The 14,301-nt window shown below is 72.1% G+C and carries 14 protein-coding genes; 6 read left to right on the top strand and 8 right to left on the bottom strand.

Going from position 1 to position 14,301, the window contains the following annotated elements; all coding sequences use genetic code 11:
• Positions 1-13 precede the first annotated feature (13 nt).
• From nadD to LIU39_RS04825, 3 genes are all read right to left on the bottom strand, one after another.
• On the bottom strand, positions 14-625 hold the full coding sequence (gene nadD / locus LIU39_RS04835) for a nicotinate-nucleotide adenylyltransferase (RefSeq protein WP_227044962.1): 612 nt from the start codon (positions 623-625) through the stop codon (positions 14-16).
• 45 nt (positions 626-670) lie between these two features.
• Positions 671-820, bottom strand: a complete 150-nt coding sequence (locus LIU39_RS04830) for a hypothetical protein (protein ID WP_227044960.1) — start codon at positions 818-820, stop codon at positions 671-673.
• 115 nt (positions 821-935) lie between these two features.
• Positions 936-1,079 (bottom strand): hypothetical protein, encoded by a 144-nt coding sequence (locus LIU39_RS04825; RefSeq protein WP_227044957.1) that lies wholly within the window; start codon positions 1,077-1,079, stop codon positions 936-938.
• Between the two features lie 130 nt (positions 1,080-1,209).
• On the opposite strand from LIU39_RS04825, the gene LIU39_RS04820 reads away from it, so the two are divergent.
• Positions 1,210-2,325 carry a M48 family metallopeptidase gene (locus tag LIU39_RS04820; RefSeq protein WP_227044955.1) on the top strand — a complete coding sequence of 372 codons (1,116 nt, stop codon included), beginning with the start codon at positions 1,210-1,212 and terminating at the stop codon, positions 2,323-2,325.
• Here LIU39_RS04820 and LIU39_RS04815 read toward each other — a convergent pair.
• The 5 genes from LIU39_RS04815 to proB form a co-directional block, all read right to left on the bottom strand.
• Positions 2,288-3,403, bottom strand: coding sequence for an SCO2583 family membrane protein (locus LIU39_RS04815; protein ID WP_227044951.1), 1,116 nt, complete (start codon positions 3,401-3,403; stop codon positions 2,288-2,290). The genes LIU39_RS04820 and LIU39_RS04815 overlap by 38 nt on opposite strands.
• A gap of 156 nt (positions 3,404-3,559) precedes the next feature.
• Positions 3,560-4,210, bottom strand: coding sequence for an SCO2584 family spore wall biosynthesis protein (locus tag LIU39_RS04810; RefSeq protein WP_227044950.1), 651 nt, complete (start codon positions 4,208-4,210; stop codon positions 3,560-3,562).
• 61 nt (positions 4,211-4,271) lie between these two features.
• The gene (locus tag LIU39_RS04805) at positions 4,272-5,540 is read right to left on the bottom strand and encodes a glutamate-5-semialdehyde dehydrogenase (RefSeq protein WP_227044948.1); all 1,269 of its coding nucleotides are present in this window, start codon (positions 5,538-5,540) and stop codon (positions 4,272-4,274) included.
• A 231-nt stretch (positions 5,541-5,771) separates the two neighbouring features.
• Complete coding sequence (locus LIU39_RS04800; protein WP_227044946.1) at positions 5,772-6,269, bottom strand: DUF8830 family protein; 498 nt, start codon at positions 6,267-6,269, stop codon at positions 5,772-5,774.
• Between the two features lie 237 nt (positions 6,270-6,506).
• The gene (proB, locus tag LIU39_RS04795) at positions 6,507-7,604 is read right to left on the bottom strand and encodes a glutamate 5-kinase (protein ID WP_227045213.1); all 1,098 of its coding nucleotides are present in this window, start codon (positions 7,602-7,604) and stop codon (positions 6,507-6,509) included.
• 496 nt (positions 7,605-8,100) lie between these two features.
• On the opposite strand from proB, the gene LIU39_RS04790 reads away from it, so the two are divergent.
• The 5 genes from LIU39_RS04790 (at position 8,101) to LIU39_RS04770 (ending at position 14,247) form a co-directional block, all read left to right on the top strand.
• A complete protein-coding gene (locus LIU39_RS04790) occupies positions 8,101-10,179 on the top strand; it encodes a CDP-glycerol glycerophosphotransferase family protein (protein WP_227044943.1) in 2,079 nt (692 codons plus the stop codon).
• 180 nt (positions 10,180-10,359) lie between these two features.
• A complete protein-coding gene (locus LIU39_RS04785; RefSeq protein ID WP_227044940.1) occupies positions 10,360-11,103 on the top strand; it encodes a FadR/GntR family transcriptional regulator in 744 nt (247 codons plus the stop codon).
• A 185-nt stretch (positions 11,104-11,288) separates the two neighbouring features.
• On the top strand, positions 11,289-12,056 hold the full coding sequence (locus tag LIU39_RS04780) for a (Fe-S)-binding protein (protein ID WP_227044939.1): 768 nt from the start codon (positions 11,289-11,291) through the stop codon (positions 12,054-12,056).
• Positions 12,053-13,609, top strand: coding sequence for a lactate utilization protein B (locus LIU39_RS04775; protein ID WP_227044936.1), 1,557 nt, complete (start codon positions 12,053-12,055; stop codon positions 13,607-13,609). Before LIU39_RS04780 ends, LIU39_RS04775 begins: the two co-directional genes overlap by 4 nt.
• Positions 13,606-14,247, top strand: coding sequence for a LutC/YkgG family protein (locus LIU39_RS04770; protein ID WP_227044934.1), 642 nt, complete (start codon positions 13,606-13,608; stop codon positions 14,245-14,247). Before LIU39_RS04775 ends, LIU39_RS04770 begins: the two co-directional genes overlap by 4 nt.
• Positions 14,248-14,301 lie beyond the last annotated feature (54 nt).

Raw genomic sequence — 14,301 nt, 5'->3', positions numbered from 1 at the left:
TCCGTCCGCCCCGTCAGCTGTCGTTGCGGTAGAGCTGCTTCTTGTCGATGTAGCGCACCACACCGTCGGGCACGAGATACCAGACCGGTTCGCCCTGGGCGACGCGCGCCCGGCAGTCGGTCGACGAGATGGCCAGCGCGGGCACCTCGATGAGGGACACCGCGCCCTCGGGCAGCCCGGGGTCGGCCAGTATGTGGCCGGGCCTGGTCACCCCGATGAAATGCGCGAGCGAGACCAGTTCCTCGGCGTCGTGCCAGGTGAGGATCTGGCCGAGCGCATCGGCGCCGGTGATGAAGAACAGGTCGGCGTCGCGGTGCAGTTCCCGCAGATCGCGCAGGGTGTCGATGGTGTACGTCTTGCCGCCGCGGTCGATGTCGATGCGGCTGACGGAGAACTGCGGGTTCGACGCGGTCGCGATGACCGTCATCAGATACCGGTCCTCGGCCGGGGACACCAGCTTGTGGCTCTTCTGCCACGGCTGTCCCGTCGGGACGAATATGACCTCATCGAGGTGGAATTGGCTGGCCACCTCGCTGGCGGCGACCAGGTGTCCGTGATGGATCGGGTCGAACGTGCCGCCCATCACTCCGAGTCGCCGCTTCACGGGCCCTGTGTGCTCTCCCATGCGTGCAGACCCTACTGGGCGGCGCACGATGCCGGGTGCCGGGGCTCAGCGGTCCCGGTTGAAGCGGGTGGTGATCCACAGCAGGAGAATCAGGACAACCAGGGCACCGCCGCCGGTGACGAACGGGCTGAGGCTCTGGTGCTGGCCACCCTCGGCGAGGGGAACCAGGGACTGTGCGGTGCTGTGCAGGGTCATCGTCGGCGGACCAATCCGGGCTGGGGGCGGGCAGAGACTTCCGCCACATCGTATGCGGCGGGCCCGCGCGACCTCACGCCGACTCCGCTCCGGAGCCGGCGGACCGCCGCAGAGGTCAGTCCTGGTTGCCGTAGCCGCGCAGCAGGAACCAGGCCAGCAGGGCCGCGCCCACGACGCCGACGACGATCACGGTGCGCAGCAGCCACCCGGGGCCGTCGGTGTGCGAGGAGACGGCGAGCAAAACGCTCGGAATCGGCATGGCGGGTCGCTCCCCTTTGTGCGGGCCTGTCGGTCGTTGGTGCGCTCGTCAGCGTACGCCCGAGCATACAATCGAGTGTCAGCGGCGTCCTCTAGTCTGAAACCACGCAGTCGAACAGGGGGAGGCCCCAATGACGGAGAGCCCAGACGGCGGCAGCGAACGCGTACCGAGCAGGGACCGCAGGCGGTTCCCCGGCATCTCGTCGCGGTCGTACGAGCACCCGGCGGACCGCTCGGCGCTGGTGGCGCTGCGCAAGCTGAGCGGGTTCGACACCGTCTTCAAAACGCTCAGCGGCTTGTTGCCGGAGCGCAGCCTGCGGCTGCTCTTCCTGTCGGACTCGGTGCGGGTGAGCGAGCAGCAGTTCACGCACCTGAACGACATGCTGCGCGACGCCTGTTACATCCTGGACCTGGAGAAGGTCCCGCCGATGTACGTCAATCAGGACCCGCAGCCCAACGCCATGTGCATCGGCCTGGACGAGCCGATCATCGTGGTGACCACCGGCCTGGTCGAGCTGCTCGACGAGGAGGAGATGCGGGCGGTGATCGGCCATGAGGTCGGCCACGCCCTGTCCGGCCATGCCGTCTACCGCACCCTGCTGCTCTTCCTGACGAAGTTCGCGCTGCGCGTCGCCTGGATCCCGCTCGGCAACGTCGCGGTGATGGCGATCGTGACGGCGCTGCGCGAGTGGTTCCGCAAGTCGGAGCTGTCCGCGGACCGCGCGGGCCTGCTGGTCGGGCAGGACGTCCAGGCGTCCATGCGCGGCCTGATGAAGCTGGCCGGCGGCAATCACCTGCACGAGATGAACGTCGACGCGTTCCTGGCGCAGGCGGAGGAGTACGAGTCCGGCGGCGACCTGCGCGACTCCGTGCTGAAGATCCTGAACGTCCTGCCGCGCAGCCACCCCTTCACCACGGTGCGTGCCGCCGAGCTGAAGAAGTGGGCGGCCAGCCGCGACTACCAGCGGATCATGGACGGTCACTACCCGCGACGCGACGAGGACAAGGACGCCTCCGTCTCCGGCTCGTTCCGCGATTCCGCTTCGCATTACGCCGACTCGGTGCGGCACAGCAAGGACCCGCTGATGGGCCTGGTGCGTGACATCGCGGGCGGCGCGGGCGACCTCGGCGGCAAGCTGCGGGACACGGTCTTCCGCAGCGGCTCCCGGCCCGGTGAGTCCGGCAACGGTGCCGACGGCGCGGACGGCGCTAACGGATCGGGTGGCTCGGGGCCGGCAGGGAAGTAGCGTCCAGGCGGCCGCAGAGTGCGGGGTTCGCCCGCTGGTGGGAGTAGGGGTCGGTGCCCGCCGGCCGGGCGTTGCCCGCGTCCTGGCCGGCCAGCAGCGGGCGCAGCACACCGGCCTGGGCGGTGCAGGCCATCGGCCCCGCCTGCGTGCTGCTCTGCACGACCTCCAGGCGGTGGTCGTCGAGGTCTGCGCGGCTGAGGCGGAAGTGCAGCTCACGCCGGACGGTGAAGAGCGAGGCGGCGGCGGGGATGGGCCGGCCGGTGCCGTTGTCCGCCCGCCGGGCGCCCTCGTGGGTGGCGCGCACGGCGTAGACGAAGGTGTAGTCGGCGGTGACGTCCAGCGCGTCCGGGCCGCTTTCCGAGGCGGCGAGGGTGCCGTTGACGCGTACGTCCCGGTCGGCGAGCGCGGTCGTGCGGGGATCGAAGCGCACCAGCCAGCCGGTCGCGGCGTGGTGCCCGTCGTCGGACGGGCGTGCCAGGCTCCGGTCGAACTGGTCGAGCTGGCCGGTGTCCAGGAGGAGCCGCACGGGCCGTACGGATCCGCCGGTGAGGGTGGCCGGGTCGATCGATGAGCGGACGAGGTAGTCCTTGGCGATGCTCAGCGCGGTGACGATCTGGCCGTCGGAGAAGTGCCGGGTGCGCTCGACGGACGGCAGGTTGACCCCCGCTGCGCCGATCCGGAAGTGTGCCGCCGGGCTGTGCGCGATGAGGTCGTCAGGGCCGGCGCCCGGGACCTTGCCCGGCGGCGTCAGCGGGATGACGGCGGACCGCAGGGCCTGCACCTTGACCGGCTCCGGCGTCTTGTACGGGTGGCGTACGCCCATGTAGATGGCGGTGCCGAAGGCGAGCACGATCAGCAGCACCAGCAGCAGGGCCTGCCGGGATCCGGCCCGCACCCAGGGATGCCGGGGCCGGACAGCGGGCGAGTGGTGCTCGCCCAGTCGCTCGTCGGCGGAGAACTCCTGGAGTCGGGCCGCCCGCACGAACGACTCGTCGAAGACAACGGATCGGTATTCGTCCTCACCGCCTCCCGGGGCGCCGTTGGGCGTCCCCTCGGGAGGGTCACCTCGCCCGGTCATACAACTAGGGTAGGTCGGCGAGGCGCCGGGTAAACGCTCCGGGGCCCGGCAACTTCGGCGGACGGTGCGCCGCTGCCTGCCGTACACGGTGCCCACAGGGCGACCTGCGCACCGGGGTACGGTGCCGGACGGGCCGCTCGCCGGGCGGGCGGCCGTTCAGTGCGGCCGGGGCACGGCGGAAGCGGACGGCGGGGCGGATCCGGCTGTCTCCGAAGGCGGCAGTCCCGGGCGGCCACTGGCCGTTGTGCCCCCGCCCTGTGTGCTGTCCACGCCGCTGGACGCGGGCCGCGGCGCCGGGTTCGAGGCCTTGCCCGAGGCTCCGCGGTAGACGGCGGCGAAGGCCAGCGCGACCAGGCCGACGCCCATGACCAGCGCGAGCACCCAGGCCACCGGGCGGTGCCAGCGGACGGTGCGGTAGGGGCGCAGCGCACCGCCGTAGGGGCCATACGGGTCGTAGGGCCCGTATTCGTCGTAGGTGTCGTGGTCGTCGATTTCCGGATCGAAGCCGTCCGGATCGCGGCGGGCGCGGCGGCGGGCGCGGGGGCCCGGTCCGCCGTCCAGGTCCTCGGGGCCTTCGTGGTCGGGGCCGAGGCCGGGCCCTGAGCGGGCTTCGGCTTCGGCGCGGGCCTCGGCGGCCGCGAGGATCCGCTCGACGGCCGAGGGTTCATGGATCTGCGCGGAACGGACGAAAGCCTCGTCGAAGACCACGGAGGCGAATTCTTCGTCCGCGCTTCCGTGGCTCCCGTGGTCGTGCTCGTCAGGCTGATCACCGTCCGGGAACGGCTTGCCCCCCACGTCATCCGGCACCTGCCCAGGGTAGCCCCGGCCGGTCGTTTTGGGCAGGGATCGCGCGGAATCCGGCGGGCGGTCAGCGGGTGTGGCCGTCGCCGGTGATGATGTACTTGGTGGAGGTCAGCTCGGGCAGGCCCATGGGGCCGCGGGCGTGCAGCTTCTGGGTGGAAATGCCGATTTCGGCGCCGAAGCCGAACTGGCTGCCGTCGGTGAAGCGGGTGGAGGCGTTGACGGCGACGGTCGTCGCATCCACCAACTGGGTGAAGCGGCGGGCGGCGGCCTGCGAGGTGGTGACGATGGCCTCGGTGTGGCCGGACGTCCAGCGGCGGATGTGTGCGACCGCGGCGTCGAGGTCGGGCACCACGGCGGCGGCGATGTCGTACGAGAGGTATTCGGTCGCCCAGTCCTCGTCGGTTGCGGGGGCGACCAGGCCGGGGCCCGCCTGCTGCCAGGCGGCGTCGCCGTGCACGATCACGCCGGCCTGGGTGAGCGCTTCGAGGGCACGCGGCAGGAACGCGTCGGCGATCCCGGCGTGCACCAGGACCGTCTCGGCGGCGTTGCAGACGCTGGGCCGCTGGGCCTTGGAGTTGATCAGGATGTCGATCGCCATGTCGATGTCGGCCGCTTCGTCGACATAGACGTGGCAGTTGCCGGTGCCGGTCTCGATGACCGGCACGGTGGATTCCTCGACGACGGTGCGGATCAGCGAGGCGCCGCCGCGCGGGATCAGCACGTCGACCAGGCCGCGGGCGCGCATCAGCTCGCGCACCGATTCGCGGCTCTCACCGGGGACCAGTTGGACGGCGTCGGCGGGCAGCCCGGCGCTCTCGACGGCGTCGCGGAGCACGTCGACCAGGGCGCTGTTGGAGGCGTAGGCGGAGGACGAGCCGCGCAGCAGAACGGCGTTGCCGGACTTGAGGCAGAGGGCGGCGGCGTCCACGGTCACGTTGGGCCTGGCCTCGTAGATGATGCCGATGACGCCGAGGGGGACGCGGACCTGCCGCAGGTCGAGGCCGTTGGGAAGGGTCGAGCCGCGGACCACCTCGCCGACCGGGTCGGGCAGGGCGACGACGTCGCGGACGTCGGCGGCGATGGCGGCGATCCGCTCGGGGGTGAGGGTGAGCCGGTCGACGAGCGATTCGGCGGTGCCCGCGGCCCGCGCCTTGGCGACGTCCTCGGCGTTGGCGGCGACGATCGTCTGCGTACGGGAGACGAGGGCGTCGGCGATGGCGAGCAGCGCGCCGTCACGGGCGGTACGCGGCAGCGGCGCCAGGACGGCGGCTGCCTCCTTGGCGCGGGTTGCGGTCTCGATGACGGGCGAGGTGGGTGATGCGCTGCTGGTCATGGGCGGCAGCCTAGCGAAACGGCGGCCTGCGGCCGGGGGCGGTTCACGGAGCGGGACGGTTGCGGGACGGCTGTGGAACGGCTCCGGGATGCGCGCGGGGCGGCGAGAGCTGCGGGAGACGGCCCGCAGTGAGCAGCGGGACGCTCGTGGAACGGCTGCGGAAGATCCACGGGATGCCCGTGGGACGCCCGTGGGACGCCCGCGGGATGCCGATGGGGCGTCCGATCCGCCTCAGTACGGATGGACCCCGACCGGTGAAGCGGGCGGCGGGCCGTAACCCTCGGAGATGCGCTGGTGGTAGGTCTCGCGGTCGATGACCTCCAGGCCGACGATCTCCCACGGCGGCAGCTTGGCCGTCGAGCGGTGTTCGCCCCACAGCCGCAGCGCGACCGCTGCGGCGTCGTGCAGATCCCGCGCCTCCTCCCAGTACCGGATCTCGGCATGGTCATTGGCGTAGCGGCTGGTCAGCAGGAAGGGGTGGTCGTGGGCGAGCTGTTCCAGTGCCCGCCGTACGTCCTGCAAGGGGGCTTCGGCCCCGGAGACGCTGAGTGTGATGTGCCACAGCCGGGACACCTCCTGGCGCTCGGGGCGCGGTGCTTCCTGCGGTGTGCCGTGCCATTGCGCGCTGGTGTCGTCCTGCGGCCGGGCGGCGGTGCTGCCGGTCCCGACGCTGGTCAGTGCGCGCTCCGCCGTCCCTCGGAGCTGTGCCCCTGGGCGCCCTCGTACCACCGGCGGCCTCCTGTGATGCGAATCGCGCTCCGCGCTCGGGGTGCGGAGCCGATCGGTGCGGTCTTTCCTCGGCGTGCTGCGGGCGCCGCTCATCTGCGACGCCCCCGCAACAAAGTTGACCAGTCCGCGGGCCCTCGCGGGGGCGTTTTTACGAAGGTCCCCGCGGAAAGGCGGACCGGCGGGCTCCGGTGGGCCGTCCAATCCTGTTGCGTGCAAAGCCTGTTGGGGCTTCGGGGGTCAGTGGTGCAGGAGAACCAGGTCGTCCCGGTGCACGACCTCGCGCTCGTAGGCGGGGCCCAGTTCGCGCGCGAGGTCGCGGGTCGAGCGGCCTATCAAACGGGGGATTTCCCTGGCGTCGAAGTTGACGAGGCCCCGGGCGACGGCCCGGCCGGCGCCGTCCCGCAGCTCGACCGGGTCGCCGGCCGTGAACTCCCCCTCGACCGAGGCGATTCCGGCGGGCAGCAGCGAGGAGTGGCGTTCGACGACGGCCTGGACCGCACCGTCGTCGAGCACCAGCGCGCCGCGCGGGGTGGAGGCGTGCGCCAGCCAGAGCAGCCGGTCGGCCGAGCGCCGTCCGGTGCGCAGGAAGTGGGTGCCGGTCGGACCGCCGGCCAGGGCGTCGGCGGCGTGCACGGCGGAGGTGAGGACGACGGGGACGCCGGCCGCCGTGGCGATCCTGGCGGCCTCCACCTTGGTGACCATGCCGCCGGTGCCCACGCCGGCCCGGCCTGCGCTGCCGATGACGATGCCTTCGAGGTCCTTGGGCCCGCTGACCTGAGGTATCCGGGAGGTGCCGGGGGTGGCCGGGTCACCGTCGTAGAGGCCGTCGACGTCGGAGAGCAGGACGAGCAGGTCGGCGCGGACGAGGTGGGCGACGAGCGCGGCCAGCCGGTCGTTGTCGCCGAACCTGATCTCGTCGGTGGCGACCGTGTCGTTCTCGTTGACGATCGGTACGGCGCCCATGGCCAGCAGTTGGTCGAGGGTGCGGCAGGCGTTGCGGTAGTGGGCGCGGCGGCTGGTGTCGTCGCTGGTCAGCAGGACCTGGCCGACCCGGCGGCCGTAGCGCGCGAAGGAGGCGGTGTAGCGGGCGACGAGCAGGCCCTGCCCGACGCTGGCGGCGGCCTGCTGGCGGGCGAGGTCGCGGGGGCGCTTGTCGAATCCGAGGGGGGCGAGGCCGGCCGCGATGGCGCCGGACGAGACCAGCACGATCTCCTTGTCCTGGTACTTGGCCAGGACGTCCACCAGGGCGTCCACCCGGTCCGCGTCCAGGCCGCCGGATGCCGTGGTCAGCGAGGAGGAGCCGACCTTCACCACGATCCGGCGGGCGTCCGCCACGCCTTCCCGCCGCCCGTGTCCCTCGTCGGCCGAGGCCCTGCGTGCCGCCCCTGCGTCCTGACTTGCGCCTGCCACCTGCTACCCCTGTGCTCGCCATCGTCCGCCGTACGGTCCGTCCCGTACCGCGTCCCTCCCCCGCAAATCTACGGCAGGGCGGCATCCGGCTGCGCGGGCATATCGACCGGCGGACGGCCGCGAGCGGCGTCGGACGAGGCGGCGGAGGGTGCCCCGCGGCCCCCGCGCTCCGTGTGGGCACCGTCACGTACGCCGGCCTCGCGGTGATTCTTCATAAGACGGAGGTAACGCCCCGGAGGTTGCGTTCGATTGGTCCGCTTTCGCGGTGATGAGAGCCACAGCAGATTGTCACCGGAGCCAACAAGGTCATACGGTCGGGTGTCCATCGGTCCCGTTTCGCCGCTCCGGCGGCGTCGCAGCGCGGGACTCGGCCGCCCCCTCGGCCTCCCCTGACCTTCTTGCTGCCAGGAGCCCTCCCCTCGTGCCTTCCCCCGGAATCGCCCCCCGTCGAGCCGTACAGCTCGTGGCGCTGCTCGCGATGATGGTCGCGTTCATCGCCCAGCTCCTCGGTGCGTTGCTGCCCGTCATTCCGTTGTTCATCGCCGCGTCCGTGGTCAACCTGGCTCTCGATCTGATCCTCCAGCACAAGCAGCCGGGGCTGCTCGCCGTGCTCGGCCGGATCCGTTTCGACGTCACGGTCCGCCAACTGCTGCGCGACATGCTGATCCTGGTCGGCCTGCTGCACATCGACGGCATCAACCCGCTCGTCGAGCAGGCCCCGCTGACCATCGCCCTGCTGGCCTTCTACGGCACGCACTTCGTGTGCCAGGCCGTCGCCGTGCTGGTCCGCAGGGGCCGCGCGCTGCCGTTCGTGACCCGGAACATCGACGCGAGCGCGCTGGGCCTGTCCGACGCGCCGCCGCGTCTCCTCTCCCGCCAGACCGGCCGGCGGCTGCTGCGCTTCTCGGTCCCCACCACCGTCGGCATGATGGTGACCGCCCTCACCACGGACGCGTTCTGGGGCGGCGTCGGCCTGGCCGTCTCGCTGGTCCTCTCCATCGGCGGCGGCCTCTACCTCAGCACCTGGCTGCTCCCCAAGAAGCGGGTGATCGGCGAGGCGCGTGCCCTGGAGTGGCTGGACAACTGGCTGGCCGCGTACCGGCCGACGGTCGGCATGTACTTCTCCGGCGGCGCCTCCTCCGCCTACCAGGCCAACATGTGGCTCGGCACCCTCGCCGGCCTGGACGGCAACCCGATCGTCGTGCTCCGTGAACGCTTCATGGTGCAGAAGATCGAGGCGACGGACATCCCGATCGTCTGCATCCCCAAGGTCGCCAACCTGATGCGCCTGGAGCACACCACGCTCCAGCTGCTGCTGCACCCGGCGAACTCCGGCAAGACCTCGCAGATCCTGCGCATCCCGTCCATCAAGCACGCCTTCACCAACCACGGCGAGAGCGACAAGCTGTCCTCCTGCAACCCGTACGCGAAGGCGTACGACGAGGTGTGGGTGGCGGGCCCGGCGGCCCGCGACCGCTACCAGCTCGCCGACATCGGCGTGGAGGACAAGGACGTCGTCGAGGTCGGCCGCCCGCAGCTGGCCCCGATCCTGCCGTACGAGGGCGCGCCCGCAGGCCGCCTGACGACCGTGCTGTACGCCCCGACCTGGGAGGGCTGGGACGGCAACCCGGGCAACACCTCGGTGATCCTGGCCGGCGAGAACATCGTCCGCGAGCTGCTGGCCGACCCGTCGGTGCGGCTGCTGTACAAGCCGCACCCGATGACGGGTTCCGTGGACCTGCGGGCGGGCGCCGCCAACTCCCGTATCCAGGCGATGATCGCCGAGGCGAACGGCAAGCGCAGCGGCGCGCGCCCCGGCCCGGAGGCCGCCGCCGAACTGGCCCGCCGCAGCGACACCCTGACCGCGCTCACCACCTCCGCGTTCCGCGCCAGCTCGGACGAACTGGAGCGGATGCGGCTCCAGGGCACGCCTCCGCAGGGCCGCGCCGCCGCGGTGGAGGACGCGGCCGACGCCTGGGAAAAGGCGTACTGGGCGTCCTTCCCCGAGTGGGAACACCTCGTCATCACCACCGCGAGGCCCGGCATCTTCGGCTGCTTCAACCAGGCCGACGTGCTGATCACCGACGTCTCCAGCGTGGTCTCCGACTACCTCTCCAGCGAGAAGCCGTACGCGGTCGCCAACACCTCAGGGATGACCGAGGACGACTTCCGTACGCACTTCCCGACGGTGCGCGCGGCGACGATCCTCACGCCGGAGGCCGACGGTGTCGCCGGTCTCCTCGACACGGTCCGCAACCCCGGCAAGGACACCCTCGCGGGCGAGCGTGCGGCCCTCAAGGAGCACCTGCTCGGACCCTCCGACCCGCCCTCGCCGGTCCGCTTCAACCAGGCGGCGCTCGACCTCTGCGCGAAGGCCGAGGCCCGCCGGGTCCGGATGGAACACCGGCTGGCCGGCATTCCCGTGCAGCGCTCCCAGGAGGAGGCGGAGGCCGCCGACCGCGAGCCGAACGGCGCTCCGGACGCTCCCGCGGCCGTGTAGCCGCAGCTTTCCGTACGACAGCGGGGCCCGTTCCGGCGGGCCCCGCTCGCGTTTTCCGCGACCGTACGGGCACCCCGCCGGCCGACCGGAGCCCGTACGGTCGGACCATAGAATGGGAAGGACACGGCCGGGCCCTGGCGGGTGCCGGCCCGATCCGTAGAGCGAGCCAAGAGGTGTGCGATGGCGGCCGAGTGGCGCCCCGTGCGGCAGTCCCGTACGCACGAACTCGTGCTGGAGAGCATCGAGGCGCAGGTACTCGCCGGTGAGCTGAAGGCGGGCGACCGGCTGCCGCCCGAACGCGAACTGGCGCCCGCGCTCGGCGTCAGCAGGTCCGCGCTGCGCGAGGCGCTGCGGGTGCTGGAGACGATCGGGGTACTGGTCGCGCACGCCGGCCGGGGCGCCGACGCCGGGGCCCGGATCGTGCGCCATCCCGACGACGCCCTCGGCCGGCTGCTGCGGCTGCACTTCGCACTCGGCAGCTACAGCCTGGAGAACGTGCTGGAGGCCCGGGTCACCCTGGAGCGCTCCAGCTTCGAGGCGGCGGCCCGCAGCGCGACGGACAAGGACCTGGCCGAGGCCGAGGAGATCCTCACCCGGCTCCGCGAACCGGGCCTGGCCGCCGCCGAGTTCAACGATCTGGACACCCGCTTCCACGTCCAGGTGGCGCGCGGCTCCGGCAACGACCTGACCTCCACCCTCACCGCCGCCGTCCGCGAGTCGGTGCGCCCGCTGATCCTGCGGGCACTGGAGGCGGCCGATGACTGGCCGGCCACCGCGGCGGCGCTCAACGACGACCACACCGAGCTGCTGCGCCTGGTGCGCGCGGGCGAGGGCGCGGCCGCTGCGGATCTCGTCGAGCGGCACATCCGCGGCATCCACGGCACCCTGGTCGACGAGGCCGCGGCGGGCGACGGGGCGGCCTGATCCCCGTCTGATCCCCGCCTCATCCGCTTGCCCCGGACGGCCCGGCCCCTCGACCGGGCGCCGGGCCGTCCGTCATCCCGCACACCTCCCCTCACCTCCGGATACCCCGGCAAGGGCCGCTCTCTCGAAATGCAAAGGACCGAGGCTAGAATGGTCGGACCGTAAATTGATGGGGAGGCACTCCCATGCGTATCGGACTCTTCGCCACCTGCCTGGGGGACACCCTCTTCCCCGACGCGGTGAAGGCAACCGCCGTCCTGCTGGCCCGCCTGGGCCACGAAGTGGTGTTCCCGCCGGAGCAGACCTGCTGCGGCCAGATGCACGTCAACACCGGCTACCAGCGCGAACCCGTCCCCCTGGTGCGCGGCTTCGCCGAGCAGTTCGGGGACGCGGCGATCGACGCCGTGGTCATGCCGTCCGGCTCCTGCGCCGGCTCCGTACGCCACCAGCACGAGATCATCGCCGAGCGGTACGGGGACCGGGCGCTGCGCGCCGCCGTCACCACCGTCAAGGCCAAGACCTACGAACTCTCCGAGTTCCTCGTCGACGTCCTCGGCGTCACCGATGTCGGCGCCCATTTCCCGCACCGCGTCACCTACCACCCCACCTGCCACTCGCTGCGGATGCTGCGGGTCGGCGACAAGCCGCTGCGGCTGCTGCGCGCCGTCGACGGCATCGACCTGGTCGAACTGCCCGAAGCGGACTCCTGCTGCGGCTTCGGCGGCACCTTCGCCGTCAAGAACGCCGCGACCTCGTCGGCGATGCTGCACGACAAGGTCGGCCACATCACCGGCACCGGAGCCGACATCTGCACCGCGGGCGACTCGTCCTGCCTGATGCACATCGGCGGGGGCCTGACCCGCATCAAGGCCGGCACCCGCACCCTGCACCTCGCGCAGATCCTCGCCGCCACCCGCACCGCGCCCTACGCCCCGACGGAGGCCGTCCGATGAGCCGCACCTTCCTCGGCATGCCCGCCACCCCGCCCCGCGCCCCGTACGGCGAGGGCAATCTGCGCGGCGACGCCGCCTTCCCCCGGGCCGCCGAAGGCGAACTGCGCAACGAGCAGCTGCGCCGCAACCTCGGCAGGGCCACGCACACCATCCGCGCGAAGCGGCTGGCCGTCACCGGCGAACTGCCGGACTGGGAGCAGCTGCGCGACGCCGGCTCCGCCCTCAAGACGGACACCATGAACCGGCTGCCCGAGCTGCTGGAGGAGCTGGAGCGCAAGGTCACCGAACGCGGCGGCACCGTCCACTGGGCCCGCGACGGCGTCGAGGCCAACGCCATCGTCGCCCGGCTGATCGAGGCGACCGGCAGCGACGAGGTCATCAAGGTCAAGTCGATGGCCACCCAGGAGATCGGCCTCAACGAACACCTGGAAAGCCGCGGCATCACCCCGTACGAGACGGACCTGGCCGAGCTGATCGTGCAGCTCGCGCACGACAAGCCGTCGCACATCCTGGTCCCCGCCATCCACCGCAACCGCGACGAGATCCGGCAGATCTTCCTCAAGGAGATCCCCGGCGTCGACCCGTCCCTGGACGCGGTGCCCGCCCATCTCGCGGCCGCCGCGCGCGCCTACCTGCGCGAGAAGTTCATGACGACGAAGGTCGCGGTCTCCGGCGCCAACTTCGGCGTCGCCGAGACCGGCACCCTCTCGGTCGTCGAGTCCGAGGGCAACGGCCGGATGTGCCTGACCCTGCCCGAGACGCTGATCACCGTCATGGGCATCGAGAAGGTCATCCCCCGCTACCAGGACCTGGAGGTCTTCCTCCAGCTCCTCCCCCGCTCCTCCACCGGCGAGCGGATGAACCCGTACACGTCGATGTGGACCGGCGTCACGCCGGGCGACGGGCCGCAGGAGTTCCACCTCGTGCTGCTCGACAACGGCCGCACCGCCGCACTCGCCGACAAGGTCGGCCGCGCGGCACTGCACTGCATCCGCTGCTCGGCCTGCCTCAATGTCTGCCCGGTGTACGAACGGGCCGGCGGCCACGCCTACGGATCGACGTACCCCGGCCCGATCGGCGCGGTGCTCACCCCGCAGCTCGCCGGGATGCACGCCGCCAAGGACGACCCCAACAGCTCGCTGCCGTACGCCTCCAGCCTCTGCGGCGCCTGCTTCGACGCCTGCCCCGTGAAGATCGACATCCCGTCGCTGCTGGTCGAACTGCGCCACCAGAAGACCGAGCAGTCCGGCACGACGCCGGAGAAGCTGGCGATGAAGGCCGCGGCCGGCGTCATGAAGCGCCCGAAGCTCTACACCGCCGCGCAGAAGGCCGCGGGCCTGGGCCGGGTGCTGGGCGGCCGGGACGGCACCATCTCGCACCTGCCGCCGCCGTTCAGCGGCTGGAGCGACAGCCGGGACACCCCCGCCCCGCCCCGGCAGAGCTTCCGCGCCTGGCTCGCGTCCGACGAAGGCGCGGCCACCCTGCAAGGCGCGGCGGACGAAGGGGCCCGGCAGCGGGCCGCGGCACACGACGACCCCGAGGAGCAGCGATGAGCGCACCGGCGACCGCACGAGAGACGGTGCTCGGACGCATCCGGGACGCCCTCGCCCTGGCCCCCGCCCAGGACGTGACCGTCCCGCGCGCCTACCGCACCGGCCGCACCCTGCCCGACGACCAGCGCCTCGCCCTGCTCATCGACCGGCTGGTCGACTACAAGGCGCACGTCCACACCTGCACCGCCGACGGCACGGCCGCGACCGTCGCCGCGGTCCTGCACGACCGCGCGGCCCGCCGGATCGGCGTACCCGCGGGCCTCGACCGCGCCTGGCTGGCCGAGTACGACGGCGAGATCCAGGAGGACACGGCGGAGCTCCCCGCGCCCCGCCTCGACGCGCTGGACGGCGTCGTCACCGCCTCCGCCGTCAGCTGCGCCGAGACCGGCACGATCTTCCTCGACGGCTCGCAGGACCAGGGCAGGCGCGCCCTCTCCCTCGTCCCCGACCTGCACGTCTGCGTGGTCGACCTGTCGACGGTGGTGACCGGCGTCCCGGAGGCCGTCGCCCGGCTGACCCCCAGCCGCCCGACGACGCTGATCAGCGGCCCCTCGGCCACCTCCGACATCGAACTGGAGCGGGTCGAGGGCGTGCACGGCCCGCGCACCCTGGACGTGGTGATCCGCACCGACGCCTAGGAAGTGCGCCGGGCAACGGGACGGCCCCCGGGAGGAGTTCACCTCCCGGGGGCC

It is taken from the genome of Streptomyces pinistramenti, assembly GCF_020564935.1.
Taxonomy (GTDB): domain Bacteria; phylum Actinomycetota; class Actinomycetes; order Streptomycetales; family Streptomycetaceae; genus Streptomyces; species Streptomyces pinistramenti.
This window is presented reverse-complemented; position numbering and strand designations above follow the sequence as displayed.